Origin of the sequence: Agrobacterium sp. a22-2, assembly GCF_012276985.1 — a bacterium.
Lineage (GTDB): Bacteria > Pseudomonadota > Alphaproteobacteria > Rhizobiales > Rhizobiaceae > Allorhizobium.
In genome coordinates, this window is the sequence record NZ_JAAXMM010000001.1 from 310,359 (window position 1) to 327,469 (window position 17,111).

At 60.2% G+C, this 17,111-nt stretch carries 17 protein-coding genes; 6 read left to right on the forward strand and 11 right to left on the reverse strand.

Annotated features, from left to right (window positions below):
• Positions 1–13: 13 nt before the first annotated feature.
• Together HFC70_RS01470 and HFC70_RS01475 are read left to right on the forward strand one after the other, a co-directional pair.
• Positions 14–628 (forward strand): hypothetical protein, encoded by a 615-nt coding sequence (locus HFC70_RS01470; RefSeq protein WP_168471415.1) that lies wholly within the window; start codon positions 14–16, stop codon positions 626–628.
• Positions 625–1,254 (forward strand): hypothetical protein, encoded by a 630-nt coding sequence (locus tag HFC70_RS01475; protein ID WP_168471416.1) that lies wholly within the window; start codon positions 625–627, stop codon positions 1,252–1,254. Before HFC70_RS01470 ends, HFC70_RS01475 begins: the two co-directional genes overlap by 4 nt.
• A gap of 84 nt (positions 1,255–1,338) precedes the next feature.
• On the opposite strand, the gene HFC70_RS01480 is transcribed toward HFC70_RS01475, so the two are convergent.
• Positions 1,339–1,731, reverse strand: coding sequence for a PRC-barrel domain-containing protein (locus HFC70_RS01480; protein WP_168471417.1), 393 nt, complete (start codon positions 1,729–1,731; stop codon positions 1,339–1,341).
• A gap of 367 nt (positions 1,732–2,098) precedes the next feature.
• Between HFC70_RS01480 and HFC70_RS01485 the strand changes: the two genes are divergently transcribed.
• Both HFC70_RS01485 and pgi read left to right on the forward strand, forming a co-directional pair.
• Positions 2,099–3,799 carry a long-chain fatty acid--CoA ligase gene (locus HFC70_RS01485; RefSeq protein ID WP_168471418.1) on the forward strand — a complete coding sequence of 567 codons (1,701 nt, stop codon included), beginning with the start codon at positions 2,099–2,101 and terminating at the stop codon, positions 3,797–3,799.
• Between the two features lie 125 nt (positions 3,800–3,924).
• Positions 3,925–5,550: a glucose-6-phosphate isomerase gene (gene pgi, locus HFC70_RS01490; protein ID WP_168471419.1), complete on the forward strand. Its 1,626-nt coding sequence runs from the start codon at positions 3,925–3,927 to the stop codon at positions 5,548–5,550.
• Between the two features lie 80 nt (positions 5,551–5,630).
• Here pgi and HFC70_RS01495 read toward each other — a convergent pair whose 3' ends face one another.
• Both HFC70_RS01495 and HFC70_RS01500 read right to left on the reverse strand, forming a co-directional pair.
• The gene (locus tag HFC70_RS01495; RefSeq protein WP_168471420.1) at positions 5,631–6,557 is read right to left on the reverse strand and encodes a carbohydrate kinase; all 927 of its coding nucleotides are present in this window, start codon (positions 6,555–6,557) and stop codon (positions 5,631–5,633) included.
• 77 nt (positions 6,558–6,634) lie between these two features.
• Positions 6,635–7,327, reverse strand: a complete 693-nt coding sequence (locus HFC70_RS01500; RefSeq protein WP_168471421.1) for an orotate phosphoribosyltransferase — start codon at positions 7,325–7,327, stop codon at positions 6,635–6,637.
• A gap of 198 nt (positions 7,328–7,525) precedes the next feature.
• Between HFC70_RS01500 and HFC70_RS01505 the strand changes: the two genes are divergently transcribed.
• Positions 7,526–8,056, forward strand: a complete 531-nt coding sequence (locus tag HFC70_RS01505; protein WP_168471422.1) for a DUF1269 domain-containing protein — start codon at positions 7,526–7,528, stop codon at positions 8,054–8,056.
• A 14-nt stretch (positions 8,057–8,070) separates the two neighbouring features.
• Entirely contained in the window at positions 8,071–8,223 is a 153-nt protein-coding gene (locus HFC70_RS01510) for a DUF3096 domain-containing protein (protein ID WP_168471423.1), read from the forward strand.
• 54 nt (positions 8,224–8,277) lie between these two features.
• Here the strand turns inward: HFC70_RS01510 and HFC70_RS01515 are convergent, their stop codons facing one another.
• The 8 genes from HFC70_RS01515 to HFC70_RS01550 all read right to left on the reverse strand — a co-directional run bounded on the left by HFC70_RS01515 (position 8,278) and on the right by HFC70_RS01550 (position 17,003).
• Complete coding sequence (locus HFC70_RS01515; protein ID WP_168471424.1) at positions 8,278–8,631, reverse strand: DUF805 domain-containing protein; 354 nt, start codon at positions 8,629–8,631, stop codon at positions 8,278–8,280.
• A gap of 90 nt (positions 8,632–8,721) precedes the next feature.
• On the reverse strand, positions 8,722–9,759 hold the full coding sequence (gene pyrC, locus HFC70_RS01520; RefSeq protein ID WP_168471425.1) for a dihydroorotase: 1,038 nt from the start codon (positions 9,757–9,759) through the stop codon (positions 8,722–8,724).
• A gap of 170 nt (positions 9,760–9,929) precedes the next feature.
• Positions 9,930–11,027, reverse strand: a complete 1,098-nt coding sequence (locus tag HFC70_RS01525) for an HD domain-containing phosphohydrolase (RefSeq protein WP_168471426.1) — start codon at positions 11,025–11,027, stop codon at positions 9,930–9,932.
• Between the two features lie 17 nt (positions 11,028–11,044).
• Positions 11,045–13,324 carry an ATP-binding protein gene (locus HFC70_RS01530; protein WP_246735610.1) on the reverse strand — a complete coding sequence of 760 codons (2,280 nt, stop codon included), beginning with the start codon at positions 13,322–13,324 and terminating at the stop codon, positions 11,045–11,047.
• Positions 13,321–13,818, reverse strand: a complete 498-nt coding sequence (locus HFC70_RS01535) for a molybdopterin-dependent oxidoreductase (RefSeq protein WP_168471427.1) — start codon at positions 13,816–13,818, stop codon at positions 13,321–13,323. The genes HFC70_RS01530 and HFC70_RS01535 overlap by 4 nt, the downstream gene beginning before the upstream one ends.
• A gap of 28 nt (positions 13,819–13,846) precedes the next feature.
• A complete protein-coding gene (locus HFC70_RS01540) occupies positions 13,847–14,239 on the reverse strand; it encodes a response regulator (protein WP_168471428.1) in 393 nt (130 codons plus the stop codon).
• A gap of 327 nt (positions 14,240–14,566) precedes the next feature.
• Entirely contained in the window at positions 14,567–15,607 is a 1,041-nt protein-coding gene (locus HFC70_RS01545) for a 4-hydroxyproline epimerase (RefSeq protein WP_168471429.1), read from the reverse strand.
• Between the two features lie 160 nt (positions 15,608–15,767).
• Positions 15,768–17,003: an alpha/beta hydrolase gene (locus HFC70_RS01550; RefSeq protein WP_246735633.1), complete on the reverse strand. Its 1,236-nt coding sequence runs from the start codon at positions 17,001–17,003 to the stop codon at positions 15,768–15,770.
• Between the last annotated feature and the right edge of the window lie 108 nt (positions 17,004–17,111).

Below are 17,111 nucleotides of genomic sequence, written 5' to 3' on the forward strand. Positions count from 1 at the left end.
GATCACAGCATTCATGACCGTTCTTCTGATCCAATCCCAATACCCATCCGATGGCATGGCGCCTTCGCCGTTCGAAGGAGCCGTGGCCGAGGGCCGGGTCCGGCCGGTGCGTGAACTGTCGCTGCACAAAGAGGATTTCGAGGCTATCAGCGGCCTGATCACCACGATGCATCTCGACCAGATCGGCTTTCGCCGGTTTGCCGATGCCGTGACGGCTTTTCTGTCAGGTGGCGGGAGATGGATTTTCAACGGCCATATGTTGCGGCCGCCGATCGGCGGCCTTGGGCTATATCGACGGCTGGAGAGCCCGAAGCGCGGCGATTTCGCGCTCAGTCGCCTTTGCCGTCATCCAATCTTCGACGGTATCGACCAGAAGACGCTGGAAACCAATCATGGGGTCGCCGGCTTTTACGGCCGGGGCTACAACCCGCTGCCGGACGAAGCCGTGGCGATCAACGGTATCGGTCCTGACAATCACCCCATCGACTGGGTCTGGCAGCGGCCGGAGGGCGGCGCGATCCTGTCCCATGCCGGCAACGAATTCTGGGGATGCGGCGATGATGCCGCGACCAAACAGCGGCTCGCCGACCGGGCCGTCGCGTGGGCAGGTGGGGAGTTGGCAACATGAGTGTCCTGGCCATCCATCCTGGCGCCTATTACCACATCGAAAGCCTGGAGGCGCCGCGTTATGCGGCCTATTTCGATCAGCTTTGCCGGCCGGAGGAGCTGGCCACGGTGGATCTATGCCGGTTTAAAACGATCCTCGTTCCCTGCCGCACGCCGGCCGACCGCATGGCACCGCATGCCGGACGCCTGCTGGATTTTCTGGATCGGGGAGGTACGGTGATCGCGACAGGCGAAAGCCATAGCGAGCTTTTTCTACCTGGCATCACCTTCACGGAGCAGCCGACGAACTGGTGGTGGTGGCTAGAGCCCGGCGCCGATCTCGGAGTCCGGATTGCCGCGCCCGATCACACCCTGTTCAGCCATCTCTCGCAAAGCGACCTGACATGGCACCTACATGGTTGGTTCGACCCGCCGGACGGCGTCGAGGTGCTGGCCGTCAACGGCGCGGGAAAGCCCATTCTCTATATCGATGAGGTAACCACGAAAGGCCGGATGATCATCACCAGCCTCGATCCGTTCTTTCATCATGGCTCGCATTTCATGCCCGCGACCACCCGGTTCCTGGACGGTTTTCTTCCCTGGATGAGAGAGGATGCGGCGCATTCAAAGCGACGTAGGAAGGGCTGAGCGCGCCTTAACGCGCGGAAAAAGAAGGCCGACCCACACGCAAAAGGAAGGGCCACGCATCGCGCAGCCCTTCCCATATGACGATTACATCCAGTACGGGGGGATACCATAGTAATCGTACACCTTGCGGCCGTTGTCCCGATACCAATCGGCTTCGTTTTCATTGGTGAAGCGCGGAGCGTTTTCAACGTCGGCCTTCGTCAGATCGATGCGGTAGCCATCAAGATCTTCGTCATAGCTCAGCTTTTCCCAGGGAAGCGGGTAGTGGTCGTGGCCCATACCGAGGAAACCGCCGAAGCTGAGCACGGCGTAGGACACGCGGCCGCCGCGCTTTTCAAGGATGATCCGCTCAATCGAACCGATGTGCTTGCCGTCCGAGCCGTAGACCTTAGTGCCTTCGACCTTGTCGCTGGCAATCAGGGCCGGGGTCTCATGGACGTCGGGGTTCTGTTGGCGTGCACTGTTCTGATGCAACATGGCGCATCTCCTTTTTCGTGTTTCCTCGTATAATCACATCAGGAAAACGAGCAGGGACGGGAAAGGTTCCCAAAAGCTACGGTCCGGCCGCATGTATATCCATCGGGCGGCCAGGCGACCTTTTGAACGTGGTGTATGCGCTGGGGATCTCGTCTTTCCCACCGACCGCGGGTCATCTGACACGTCGCGGACTCTGGCCACTTGACGACGCGCCAATTATTGACGTTTACGTTAAGGTTAGATAGAGCTATTGGCACTTGAATCAATCGAGTAAAGACATAATCTGAGGTTAGTTCGGCTTTGAGGAGGGCTTCATGCATGCCGGGAGGACGGCATCGTGTAGCGGCCGAGACATAGGGAGAAGAGCATGATGGAATTGTCTGGTCGCACCAGTGGCCGAGCCTCCGAGAAGATATGGCTTTCGTCCTATCCGGAGACGATTCCCGCGGAGCTTCCTCCGCTGCACCATCCCTCGCTTGGGGCGCTGTTCGAAGACAGCTGCGCCAAATATGCTGATCGCACGGCGTTTTCCAGCATGGGCCGGGCCATGAGTTTCCGCGAACTGGAAGCACAATCGCGCAAGATCGCCGCCTGGCTGCAGGCGCAGGGCCTTGCCAAGGGCGACCGGGTGGCCGTGATGCTGCCCAACATCCTGCAGAATCCGGTTATCGTCTATGGCATCCTGCGGGTCGGCATGGTCGTCGTCAATGTCAACCCGCTCTATACGCCGCGCGAGCTGGAGTACCAGCTGAAGGATGCCGGCGCCAAGGCCATTTTCGTTCTGGAGAATTTCGCGCATACGGTCGAGCAGGTTCTGGCCCGCACCGAGGTTCGCCATGTGGTGGTCGCCACCATGGGCGACATGCTGGGCCTCAAGGGCCATATCGTCAATTTCATCGTCCGCAAGGTGAAGAAACTCGTTCCAGCCTGGTCGATCCCCTCAGCCCGCAGCTTCCGGCAGGTATTGTCGGACGGCGCCGGCAAGGCGATCCGACCTGTCGAAGTGACGCCGAGCGACATCGCCTTCCTGCAATATACCGGCGGCACGACAGGCGTCTCGAAGGGGGCGGTGCTCACCCATTCGAACCTGTTGTCGAACAAGGAGCAGATGGCAATCTGGCTGGATTCGGCCTTCGTGACCAAGCCGCGGCCTGACGTCCTGAACTTTGCCTGCGCCCTGCCGCTCTACCATATCTTCGCCCTGACGGTGAATTCGCTGATGGGGGTCGCCACCGGCAGCCACAACATCCTGATCGCCAATCCGCGCGATATTCCGGCCTTCGTCAAGGAACTGCAGAAATACAAGGTCCATGTCTTCCCCGGCCTCAACACACTGTTCAATGCGCTGATGAACAACGAAGACTTCAAGAAAACAGACCATTCGGCACTGCTTCTTGTTTTCGGTGGCGGCATGGCCGTGCAGCGGCCGGTGGCCGAACGCTGGTATGCCATGACCGGATGCCCGATCACCGAAGGCTACGGGCTTTCGGAAACATCGCCCGTTGCCACCGCCAACCGGCTGGACACCAAGGAATTCTCCGGATCGATCGGCCTGCCGATTTCGTCGACCGACATCGAGATCCGCGACGAGGACGGTAATACGTTGCCGCTGGGCGAGGTCGGCGAAATCTGCATTCGCGGTCCGCAGGTCATGGCCGGCTACTGGAACAAGCCGGAGGAGACCGCAAAGGCGATCAGCGCCGACGGTTTCTTCCGCTCCGGCGACATGGGCCTGATGGACGAGCATGGCTATGTCAAGATCGTCGACCGCAAGAAGGACATGATCCTGGTGTCCGGCTTCAACGTCTATCCGAACGAAATCGAGGAAGTGGCGGCCATGCATCCCGGGATTCTGGAATGTGCGGCGATCGGCGTTCCGGATCCCCATTCCGGCGAAGCGGTGAAACTCTATGTCGTCAAGAAAGATCCCAATCTGACCGAGGCCGATGTAAAGGCCCATTGCGCGACCAATCTCACCAATTACAAGCGTCCGCGTTTCGTCGAATTCCGTACCGAACTGCCGAAGTCCAATGTCGGCAAGATCCTGCGCAAGGACCTGCGCGGCTAGGGAGCACAAGGCGGGCCATTTGCCAAAGAATGGCCCGCGGACAGTTTTTGTCCTTTGCCAACTTGATTTGCAGGGACCGAAGCGACTAGTTTCCCCCACCGTCACCGGATCGGAGGAAGCGCCCCATGCAGGCCATCGTCACCCAACTCAAAGAGACCGCCGCCAGGACCGATGCCACGGATATCCGTGCCGCATTTGCGGGCGACAGCCAACGGTTCGGCCGGTTCAGCGCCCGGGCAAACGATCTGCTGATGGATTATTCCAAATGTGCCGTGAACGAACCGGTCATGGACCTCTTGGAACAACTCTGCGACAAAGCGGGCGTGGCCGCCAAGCGCGAGGCGATGTTTGCCGGCGAGGCGATCAATTTCACCGAAGGCCGCGCCGTTCTCCACACGGCGCTGCGCAACCGTTCGAACACGCCCGTCGTGGTCGATGGCCGCGATGTCATGCCTGATATCAATGCCGTTCTGCAGGCCATGGGTGCCTTTGCCGAAGGCATTCGCCTGGGCACGATCACCGGCTCGACCGGCAAGCAGATCACCGATGTCGTCAATATCGGCATTGGTGGCTCCGATCTCGGTCCGGCCATGGTGACGCTGGCGCTGGCGCCATTCCATGACGGGCCGCGTCTCCACTATGTCTCGAATGTCGATGGCGCCCATATCAGCGATACGCTGAAACTGCTCGACCCGGAAACCTCGCTGTTCATCGTCGCCTCGAAGACCTTCACGACCATCGAGACCATGACCAATGCCCAGACGGCGCGGCGCTTCATCGCCTCGGCGCTGGGCGAAGACGCGGTCGGCCAGCATTTCGCCGCCGTCTCCACCGCCCTCGACAAGGTCGGCAGCTTCGGCATTCCGTCCGATCGCATCTTCGGTTTCTGGGACTGGGTAGGCGGACGCTATTCGATCTGGTCGGCGATCGGTCTGCCGGTGATGATAGCCGTCGGCATGGACAATTTCGGCCAGTTTCTCGACGGCGGCCATGCGATGGACAACCATTTCCGCACCGCACCCTTCCGCCAGAACCTGCCGATGCTCCTGGGCCTGATCGGCTTCTACCACCGCAATGTCCTGGACTATGCCACCCGCGCCATCCTGCCCTATGACCAGCGCCTGTCGCGCTTCGCCGCCTATCTGCAGCAGCTCGACATGGAGTCGAACGGCAAGGGCGTGACCGTGGACGGCACGCCCGTCGAGGGCAATTCCGGCCCGGTCGTCTGGGGCGAGCCCGGCACCAATGGCCAGCATGCCTTCTACCAGCTGATCCATCAGGGCACGAGCATCATCCCGGCCGAATTCATGATCGCCGCCAATGGTTTCGAGCCGGACCTGCGCCACCAGCACGACTTGCTGATCGCCAATTGCCTGGCGCAGTCGGCCGCCCTGATGAAGGGCCGCACGCTAGAAGAAGCCAAGGCGCAGCTGACGTCGAAGGGCATGGCCGACGGCCAGGCCGATTTCATCGCGCCGCACCGGGTCTTTACCGGCAACAGGCCGTCGATAACCTTCGTCTACAACCAGCTGACACCCTTTGCACTCGGCCGGCTGATCGCGCTCTACGAACATCGCGTCTTCGTCGAGGGTGTGCTCTTCCGCATCAACTCCTTCGACCAGTGGGGCGTGGAACTCGGCAAGGAACTGGCGACCGGCCTGCTGCCTGTCGTGGAAGGCAAGGTTGGAACCGAGGGCCAGGATGCGTCGACGGCAGGGCTTGTGGAAGCGCTGCGTAGCGGATTGCACTGACCAAAGTTTTTTCTGACATGCAAAAGGGCAGTCTCGCGGCTGCCCTTCTGTCTCTCAAGCGCAAAAATGTAAGAATAAACTTACAATCCGATTTCGTGGGCAAAGGGCGGATTGGCGCCGGCACGCGATACGGTGACCGCCGCTGCCTTGGCCCCCAGCGACAATGCGGCCTCGACCTGTGCTTCGGAAAGCGTTGCCACCGAGGTCTTGGTCAGCAGGCCCTGACGTTTCAGCGACGCTAGGATGCCGGCATCAAACGTGTCGCCGGCGCCGACGGTGTCGACCACCTCGACCTTGTTCGACGGCACCGAAACCTTGAAGTTTGCGGTGTAGGCGGTGGCACCCTCCGCCCCCTTGGTCAGCACCACGAGCTTGGCGCCGCGCGTCAGCCAGTAGGCGGCGCGTTCGTCCTGGCTGCCGGGCAGGTCGAACCAGTCCAGGTCCTCGTCCGAGAATTTCAGGATGTCGGACATATCAGCCATGCGGGCGATGCGGGCCTGGTGGGCTTGCTTGTCCCTGATGAAGCCGGGGCGGATGTTCGGATCGAGCGAGATCACCCGGGTCTTGTACTCACGGGTCATCAGCGCTTCGTAAGTCGAGCCGCAGGGTTCCGGGATCAGGCTGATTGCCCCGAAATGCAGCGCCTCGCAGCTGTCGTCGAGATCAGGCAGATCGGCCTCGGTGATCATGCGGCCTGCCGTGTTCTCGTCATAGAAGGCGTAGGACGCCTGACCGTTGGTCAGCTTGACCAAGGCGATGGTGCACGGGCGCGACAGCGTCGCGCAATAGCTGAAGTCGACACCCGATGATTTCAGCGTGTCGCGCAGGATGTCGCCCAGCATGTCGTCGGACAGGCCGGTGAAGAAGCCCGTCTTGATGCCGAGGCGACCGAGCGCAATCGCCGTGTTGAAGATCGCGCCGCCGGCATAGGGCGCAAAGGCGCGCTCGCCGAGCGTGGTTTCGCGTGGCAACATGTCGATCAGCGCTTCGCCGCAACACAGGATCATCTCGACCTCCCAGTCATCTGTTTCAATCGATTTAAACCAAGTCGCGCCCAAATTCCAGTGCGACTGTGAGCATTTGCTCAGCCGAGCGACGAAACCCCGCCATTGCGCCCCGACCATTCGAGCGGCGCATCAAGGAAGGCCTCGACTTCCGAGAGGGTCTTGTCGTCGAACAGCTTCTGCGACGTTGCCACGGCCAGCACATCGCGCCAGGTGGCGATATAGTGCAGCTTGACGCCGCCCTTGTCGAAACGCTCGTAAGCCTCGTTGAAGATCCCATAGAAGAACAAGGCGATGCCGTGATCGACGACACCGCCGGCAGCGCGGATGGCATCGATGAACTTGAACATGCTGCCGCCGGCCGTCGTGAGGTCCTCGATCACCAGTACGCGCGCGCCTTCCGGCATATGGCCTTCGATCTGGGCATTGCGGCCATGGCCCTTGGGTGCCTTGCGCACATAGATCATCGGCAGGGCGAGGCGGTCGGCCAAGAGGGCTGCAAACGGAATACCGGCCGTCTCGCCGCCCGCGATGCAGTCGAACTGCTCGAAGCCGGCATTGCGCAGCAGCGTGGCCGCAGCAAAGTCCATGACCGCCGAGCGTACGCGCGGATAGGAGAGCAGCTTGCGGCAATCAATGTAGACCGGGCTGCGCATGCCGGACGACAGCTTATACGGATCCGCGGCATTGAAATGGACCGCTTTGATCTCCCAGAGCATCTTGGCAAGCAGTTCGGCCATGACGGTGGGTTCGGTGAAGGGGGTCTGGATCATTTCGGCTCCTGTCGCGTTACGGCATCCGAAAGGGGCAGATACCAGCTCGCGACGGCTCTTGCCAGCGTCAGGCACATGTTGCTTGAAGATTTACAGCCAATTCCAGAAGATGACGAAGATTTAACCCGGCCGGCGCCTTTCCGGGGCTGAATACCACCCCACATGTATTGCAGACCAACCAACCTCAAGGAGCCATCGATGTCCGAACTGATCGTGATCGGTTATCCGAACAACCAGGCCGCGGAAGCGGCACGCCTGACGCTCTACCAGCTGTCAAAGGAATATCTCGTCGAGATCCAGGACGCGGTCATTGCCGAGGCCGACGACAAGGGCCAGATCAAACTGCACCAGATGGTGCCGATGTGGGGCTTTGGCGCCAGCGCAGGTGCCTTCTGGGGCCTGCTTGCCGGCATCCTGTTCTTCAACCCGCTGATCGGCGTTGCAGCCGGTGCCGGGGCTGGTGCCCTCGCCGGAGCACTTACCGACTACGGCATCAACGACGCCTTCATGAAGGATGTGGCCAGCGTCCTGCAGCCTGGGCAGGCCGCCCTTTTCATCCTCGCCGAGCGTGCAGCATCCGACAAGGTCATCGACCGTCTGAGCGGGCATGGCGGTAACATCATCCGCACCAATCTGGACACGTCCAAAGAACAGGATTTGCGCGCTGCCTTCGACAAGGCGCGGGCGAAACCGGCTACCGCAGCGGCCGTTGACGACAACGCGGCGTAACAGGAGAATTTGATATGTTGACCATGGTTACCATCCAACCCCTGATCGCCCTCTTGGCCGGCATTCTCATCCTAGTGATGCCGCGCCTGCTGAACTACGTGGTTGCCATCTACCTGATCCTCGTCGGCATCACCGGCCTTTGGCCGCAGCTGATGAGCGGCGTCTGACCCACCACACGAATACCGGGGCCTTGCAGCCCCGGCATTCCGATCACCATTGATTCAGGCCACTGGCGGCGGTCCGAACCGATTTGCCGACGCCTGACCGGGCTGAACATAAAAATAGATCAGCACGATCCAACCGATGACCGGCACCAGAATGAGGAGTTGCCACCAGCCGGATTTGTCGATGTCGTGCAGGCGACGTGTGGCGACGGCAAGTTGCGGCACAATAAGAGCGAGGCCGACGATCGTCCCGAGGATATCGATGCCGAAGAGAATGGCATCGATGAAAGAGGCGATGAGGCTAACAATGAAGCCGAACAACGCGAACCACCAGAATTCCGGTCGCGCCGCCCGGCCTGTAAAAGTCGCATATTTCGTCAGTACAGTCTTGATGGAGTCTTCGAACGTCATGACAGCATCCTCATTCTGGAAATAACCGCCAAGATGTTAGGCCACTCTAACCCCGTCAACAACAGGGCGATGAGCCTTCCGTAATTTCGATCAGACGACGTCCCAATAAAGCGGAAACATCGGATCGAAAACCGTGACAGGACCGGCGCCGGTTTCGATCTTTGCCGGAAAGCTGACCGGCGTCTCGCGCTTGACCAGCGTGATCGTCTCGTCATTCGGCTTGAGTCCATACCAGGCTGGGCCGTTCAGCGAGGTGAAGGCTTCGAGCTTGTCCAGCGCATTGTCCTGTTCGAAGACATGGGCCAGGCAGCTCATGGTATTGATCGACGTATAGATGCCGGCGCAGCCGCAGGCGCATTCCTTGAGCGGATCGACATGGGGCGCCGAATCGGTGCCGAGGAAAAAGCGGGCGTCGCCGGATGTCGCAGCCGTCCGCAGGGCCAGGCGGTGGCTTTCGCGCTTGGCAACCGGCAGGCAATAATAATGCGGCTTGATGCCGCCAACGAGGATGGCGTTGCGGTTGATGATCAGGTGATGGGTGGTGATGGAACCGGCCAGGTTCTTTTCCGCAGACTTGATATAGTCGATGCCGTCGCTGGTGGTGACATGCTCCATCGTCACCTTCAGCTCCGGCAGGCGCCGGCGCAGCGGATCAAGCACCGTCTCGATGAAAACGGCCTCGCGGTCGAATATGTCGACCTCCGGCGTCGTCACCTCGCCGTGCACGCAAAGCGGCAGGCCGATCTTCGCCATGCGCTCCAGGACCGGCATCGCCTTGTCCATGTCGCGCACGCCGCCATGGGAATTGGTCGTGGCACCCGCCGGATAGAGTTTGACAGCAGTGATCAGGCCGCTTGCCTTGCCGGCTTCGACATCGTCCGGGCTGGTCTGCTCGGTCAGGTAAAGGGTCATCAGCGGCTGGAAGCGATCGTCGGCCGGCAGTGCGGCCATGATACGATCGCGATAGGCTTTAGCGTCGGCAGTAGTGACCACCGGCGGCACCAGGTTGGGCATGATGATCGCGCGGGCGAAATGGCGGCTGGTATCGCCAATCACCCCTTCCATCATCGCACCGTCGCGCAGATGCAGATGCCAGTCATCGGGGCGGCGGATGGTGATCGACGGCATGGCTCAAGGTCTCCGGGCTGCAACAGGTTGCGCCGTCGATACCACTTTCCGCCGGCCAGGAAAATCGCTGCCGGAACATTTCCGCACGTCTTCAAATTGCGGAAACGCTCTATCCCTCTCTCTTCCCCAATTCCGGACGCAAACCGCGCTGAACTTTCGGTGTAACTGTTCTACCGAGCGATCGCGATTTTTCCGACATCGAGCGCTGCAGCCCGAAGCGCTGCTTCCTGGGCCTGTTCGCGCCGGTCCGTCTCCATGATCTCGCGGATCGTCGGCAGAGCCCGCTCGAAAGCCGCCACGCAAGCCGGATCGAACTGCGTGCCGGCGCGGCCGAGGATGTGCTCAACCGTCTTGTCATAGGACCAGGCCGACTTGTAGGGACGCTCTGTTGTCAGCGCATCAAAATTGTCGGCGATGCAGACGATCCTGCCGGAGATCGGGATGGTGTCACCGCTCAGGCGATTGGGATAGCCCTGCCCGTCCCAGCGTTCGTGGTGGCTGGCGGCGATTTCGGAGGCCAGTTGCAGCAGCGAGGAATGGGAGCGGGAGAGAATGTCGCTGCCGATCTGCGCGTGGGCCTGCATCTGGCGATATTCGGCCTCGGTCAACCGGCCCTGCTTGAGCAGCACTTTATCCGGCATCGCTACCTTGCCGATATCGTGCATCGGAGCCGCAAGGCGAATATCGGTACATTCCTGGTCGGACAGGCCCAGTTCCCGCGCGATCGCTTCCGAGTAAGAGGCAACGCGGAGGGTGTGGCGTGCGGTTTCCGGATCCTTGTACTCGGCCGCCAGTGTCAGGCGATGGATGATCTCCTGCTCCCGCAAGCGTAACTCGCCAACCGCCTTGTCGACCTCGCGGCGCAGCCACTCGGCCTGGTCGGACAGTTGCCGGCGTGCGACCGTCAGGCTGACGATGTTCTGGACACGGGCCTGGAATTCGACGGGATTGACCGGCTTGGTCAGGAAATCGATGGCACCGGCATTCAACGCCGCCATGCGGGTCGTCATGTCCTTGTCGGCGGTCACGAAGACGACCGGAACATTGGCATATTTTTCGAACCGGACGATCTCGGTGAAGAGCTCCACACCGTTATAGACCGGCATCTGGTAGTCGATAATGGCAATATCGAAATCAAGCTCCGGAAGGGCCGAGAGCACGGCCTCCGGGGTTGAAAAAGGCACGGCTTCGCAATTGTCCAACTTCTTGACCAGTTTCGTCAGAAGCTTAAGGTTGGTATTGTTGTCATCTACCAGCAAGATACGCATAAACGCCTCCGCAGCTCTCAGGCTACCAGTTTCAATTTCAATGTTTCGATTTCGTCTGACAGCATGTCGACGTCGGCCGTCGTCGGTTCCTGATCACGCAGCGCATCGGCCTTCACGGCAATATCGCTCAATCCGACATTGATCGCCGCGCCCTTGATCGTGTGCAGAACCCGATCGATGTCCGAGCCTTTTTCAGTGGCAAGCGCTGCATGCAGATCCACCAGCAGCGATGCAGCATCGTCGAAGAAGGACTCGATCAACTCGCGATAGACATCTTCGCCCAGGGCTTCCACCAGTTCGAAATAACGGGCTTCATCGATGCCGGCGATGCCGCTTGAGGGCTGGTGGAAGGGATGGTCGCCGGAAAGCGCCAGGTCTCCACTCAGATCGAGATCAGAGAATGCTTTTATTTCCATGGCTTGCTCAGCCTCCCAGGAGGTATCGGCAACGGTTGGTGCAAAAGAGACGATGACGCCACGCAACCGGCCCATGGTGACGGGCTTGGATTCAAAGCCCACCATGCCGGCCGCCAGGCAGCGCCGCCGATCGTCGTCGGAGGCATTGGCCGTCATGGCAACGATCGGCGTCAGTGCGGATGGACCACCACCCTCGATAATCCGACGCGTTGCCTCTATGCCGTCCATGACAGGCATCTGCATGTCCATCAGGATCAGGTCGAAGGCTTCGGTCTCGGTCAGCGCGACCGCTTCGGCGCCGTTGCAGGCGATCTCGACAGTCTGCCCGAGCTTGTCCAGAAACCGCGTCGCCACCTGCCGGTTGACCTGATTGTCCTCGACAAGAAGAATGCGCAATTGCGGGAAGTTGGCCGACATGTCGTGCAGGCCAGGCTGATGGCGGACATCGTCCTTGCCGGCTGCCATGACCGGCAGCTCGAACCAGAAAATACTGCCCACACCGACCGTGCTGCTCATGCCCAGTTCGCCACCCAGCTTCTCGACGATCTGCTTGCAGATGGTCAATCCCAGACCGGTGCCGCCATATTTGCGGCTAATGCTGGCATCGACCTGCGAGAATGGTTTGAACAGCCGTTCAAGACCGGCTTCATCGATGCCGATGCCGGTATCCTCCACCTCGAAACGCAGCATCAGCGCGCTGCCACGGTAGAATTCCCTGAGCCGCAGGGTGACCGTGCCGTTCTGCGTGAACTTGACCGCATTGCTCAGAAGATTGAGCATGACCTGGCGCAGCCTCGTCGGGTCGGTGCGCACATACAGCGCATGGAGGGAGTCGGGGATGTCGAGAACGATGGCATTGCCGTGATCCTCTGCCCGGCCGCGGATGATGCTGATCGTATTGTCGGCAAGGCTCGATATGTCGACGGCGCGCTCTTCAAGCTCAAGTTTGCCATGCTCGATCTTGGAGAAATCAAGGATCTCGTTGATGACTTCCAGCAGGGCTTCACCCGACGAGCGGATGGTCTTGACGCTGGAGACGGCATCGTCCGGCAGTTCCGCATATTCGAGCAGTTCGGCCATGCCGAGAATGGCGTTGAGCGGCGTGCGGATCTCATGGCCCATGGTGGCCATGAACTGCGACTTGGCCCGATTGCCGGCATCGGCGGCATCATAGGCGTCGGAAAGCTCCCCCGCCATACGTTCAAGGCGAAGGCCGGCCTCGCGCACCGATTTCAACTGACGGCGCAGCGTGACGACCAGGAAGATGACCGAAATCATCAGAAGTCCCAGCATTATCGCCGAAGTCCGTTCGAGATCCAGCACCATACCCCGAATCTCGGTGCGCTCGTCGCTTACTCTGGCATTCGTCAGGACCAACAGCTGTTCAGTCTTTTTCGACAGAGCTTCCAATTGCTGACCAATTGCCTCCATTTGGACATCGGTCGGCCGCGCACCCTCTACGAAGCCATCGAAGATGGGCTGCAGTCCGTAAACCTGCCGCTCGATATCCGCCAGGCTGACCTCAATTTCCGGATCGGCCGAGAAATAGGCGCTGAAGCGAGATTCACGGACCAGCTTGGCGCGCGAGTAGAGGATATCGTAGCGAAGCGTCAGGTCATTGATGCGGTTGTCGCCTGCGACATCGCTCCGACGCAGTTCAGCAAGACTGTAGCCCAGGGTGCGGGCTTCCCGATCCAGTTGGTACACCGACCAGACTGCATTCTCGCGAACGCCGTCATGCAGATAGCGGAAACGGTCGGATATATTCGAGAACAATATGATAAGCACGACAAGCAGGACGGTCGATAGTACCTGCAGGATGACCGTGGTCTTGCCTGCGCTTTTCATGATCTCGGCTGTGATGCGTCCAAATCCGGTCAAGGCGCGACCTCGATCGACTGGATCTGCCAAACGGAACGGGAAAAATATCGCTCGTTATAAAGGCTGGCATCCTGATCAAACGGATAGACCAGCATCAATGGGCCTTTCTCGCGCACCGACATTGGCTTACCGGCAATCCGAGTGGCCAGCATGGTATCGAGGCCATAGGCATCGTTGACCGGGACGTCCGCCGAATAGCCGTTGAGCGCCTTGACGGTCATTTCCTGACCATGAGCGCCGGCAGCGGCGAGCACCGCCCGCAGCAGCGGACCGGAAAACTGGATCTCGCCTTCGGTCCAGGGTGTTTCCATCGATGCCGCACGACCAGCGAGCGCCTCGAGCATGGCAAGATCGAAGACGGCCTGTCCATCGCGGTTTGGATGGTCCAGCTTGCCGGAAATTGTCAGGATGACCTCTCCCTGCGGCGGCTCGAGAGCCACGACCTGGCTGCCGGCGAGCAAGAAAACGGCAAGGAGTGGGAGGGCGCGTTTCATTCTGATCCACCGATTTGCGAAAGAAGGTTCAACCTGTTGCCGAAATGGCGGCCGTACGACGCTGGCGATGTTGCTGAAGCAGCGCACGGAACCGGATCGCTTCAACAGGCTTGGTCAGGAAATCCGTTATGCCGACCTGAATGGCGGCATCGCGCAGCGCCGGATCCAGGTCGGCCGTCACCATGATGATCGGCACGGCGTCGTAACGGCTCATCATGCGGATCGCCTTGGCAAACTGCAGCCCATTCATGCCAGGAAGCATCTGATCGACAATCAGCATGTCGAAGAAGGTGTTGTGGCAGAGCTTCAAGGCCTCCGATGCATCGCCTTCCACGACGATCTCGTCATCGGCTACCTTCTTGGCAAGGTGCTTGAGGATCATCGCATTGGTGGCATTGTCTTCAACAATCAGAATTGTCATCGCCGCGCTCCCCATCCCGCCTACCGAATAGCTCCAGCAAAGATCCTGTTTCGACGCACCTCATTGAGGCACATGCGCCGTTTGCTCCCCCCTGAATTACCAAAGGTGGCCTGAAATAGACTGAAATTATTGGATCGAATTTTAGCTTTTGGTACTTTAAGCCAGCATTAAGGATTAGCTGACCCTAAAGCGTGCCATACCCGTCCATTTTCGCCGACGGCCGGGGCCAATTCACAAAAGAATACGATACTATCGTTGCGCATTGAGCGGCGATATCGCTTCAGGCAAAGGGCCTCGCCGACGGGCGGGTTCTCATCGTCGCTGGGATTAGTCGATTCCGCCAGCGGAGGGACCCCAGACATCCGTCAGCGCAAAACCACCGGCCAGCGGATCGAACGGGTCGAGCGCCACCTGATGCAGGCCAAAGGTGAAGCCCCGACCGCTGATGGTCGGAATGATGGCCGGCTTTCCCGCGACCTCTGTTAGACCCGCCAGACCGACCTCGAATTCAGAGCCGATAATGGAGCGGGACAGCAGCGTATCGCCGGGCTTTACCTTGCCGCGCGCATGGAGTGTTGCCAGATTGGCGGAGTTGCCGGTTCCGCAGGGAGAGCGGTCGACCCGCCCCGGCCACATCGTCGTGCAGGTGCGGATTGCGCCGTCCGGATCGACGTCGCGGAACATCACATAGGCTACGCCCGAGATGGCGGGAATTTCCGGATGCACCACCGGGATCGTCCGGTTGATCAGGTCCTTCAGCACCATTCCTGCCTCGACCAGCCGCCGGGCATTGCCCTTTTCAATCGTCGTGCCGATCTGCGACACATCGACCAGCGCATAAAATATGCCGCCATAGCAGAGGTCGACCGTGATCCGGCCCCATTCCTCGGTGTCGATCCCGACATCCAGCTCATGAACGAAGGACGGCACCATAGTGAGCTTGACGCGTTCGCAGCGCCCGTCCCGGCAGAACGCCACCGCCTTGACGAGACCTGCTGCCGTATCGAGGACAACCGTCGTCTCCGGCTCCTGCATCTCGACGATGCCACTTTCAAGCAGCGCCGTGGTCACGCAGATCGAATTCGATCCGGAGCTGGCATGGGCCTGGTCGGGCTGCAGAATGACAAAGCCTGCATCGGCATCGGGATGCTTGGGCGGAAGAAGAAGATTGACCGAGCCGATCGGCGCTCCGCGTGGCTCTAGAACCAGAAAGCGGCGCAGTTCCTGGCCCTTGGGATCGGTGTTCAGCCAGTTCAGCTGTTCGGCGATCGAATTGCCCGGGATGTTCGGCACGCCGCCAATGGCGACCTTGCCGATTTCGCCTTCGCAATGCACATCGAGCAACTGGATCGTACGCTTCCATCTCATGTCTTCAGTCTCCAGCTATCATCGGACAACACTTGCTCTATCTGATATATCACATTGCGTCGCCTGCCTATGGTCTTGCCACAGAAAGCGCATTGCGCAAGGCGTTGGCCCACAATATGCGCGCCAATCCTTCCATCGGGCGGCCGCGGTCGGTCGCGCGCTATTGGCCGACGGCGCTGCCCACCGTGTCTCCGACCGAATTGAGCGTGCCGCCAGCGGTCTCTCCCAGCAACAGCAATTGCCTGTCATAGTTGCGCCTGGTGCGGGGATCGAAGATCATGATCGGGGCGCTGATCACCGTGCTTGCGGCCTGGCCGACGGTATTTGCTGCGCCGATGGTGACAGCGCCCAGGCTCTCGCCAAGTCCGATATCCGAATCGGTGACGGTCTGGCCGGCAATCAGCCGGTCGCCGATCAGCCGAACCACTTCGGGGCTTTCGGCAAATTTGCCGTGGTTGAGATTGTCGCCGGACTTCAGCTTGGTGAGATCAAGGACGGTAATGCCGGCGCTTTCCAGCTGGGAGCGATAGGGCTCCTTGCTCGGATCGATCTGCCCCAGCCGCTCGACATTGCCGGAGATGCGGCGCGACAGCGTCAAGGCGCGGTCATCCTGCGAGACGAACAGGGTGAAATGCGGCGGGTTCGGCCCAAAGCTGCGGAACTGCTGGCCGAAGACATCGACATCAAGGTCAGGTGCTGCGAGGATCACGTTGCTGATCTTCGCGTTCACCTTGCCATCGCGGATGGCCATTTGCCGCAACGCCTCGACGGCCAGCCAGGTTCCCATGGAATGGGCCATGACGGTGATTTCATCCACCGACTTGTCACTGGCAATGCGGCTTAAAAGCTCCTCCAGCGCGTCGCGGGAATAATTGGTGCTTTCCTTGTCGTAGTTATAATCAAAAATACTGGCGCGCGACGGCCAAGTGAACACGACCGGCACAACATCCGTCTTGGAATCATGCACGATCTGCGCGAAGCGGTAGATCGCCTCCTCATAGCGATTGTTGAAGCCGTGGACGAAGACCAGGACGCGGCGGCTTTTGCCCGAATGGGCCTTCAGCCATACCTGGCCCTTCGCCGGCGTGGCGAGCGGTTCAACGGCAACGGTCGAAAACTCCTTGGCAGGATCCGGCGGCAGGCGTTTCGGCCATTGCACTTCCCCCACCTTGCGTACGGCATCCGGCGGAATGGAAATGGTGACGGCGTCAATCATCAGTCCCGTGCCACGCTCACCGGTGAACAGTACGGCCTTGTCGGCGGCCGGCGCGCGAGTGGTCGCGGCAATCAGATGGACCTGCGAGGCTCCGCTTGAGGCTTGCGCGCCGACGGGCTGCATGACGCCGATCGGCCGGCCGGCACACCCAGTCAGGGTAAGAGCCAGTGCCGCCATCATGGCAAGAGCCCGATTGGGACGCTGTCTGAAAGAACATGAAATCGTCATGGCGGCCTGTTCCCGATCGGCCCGGACGCACAACGCGCAAACCGCATACGCGCTATCCTA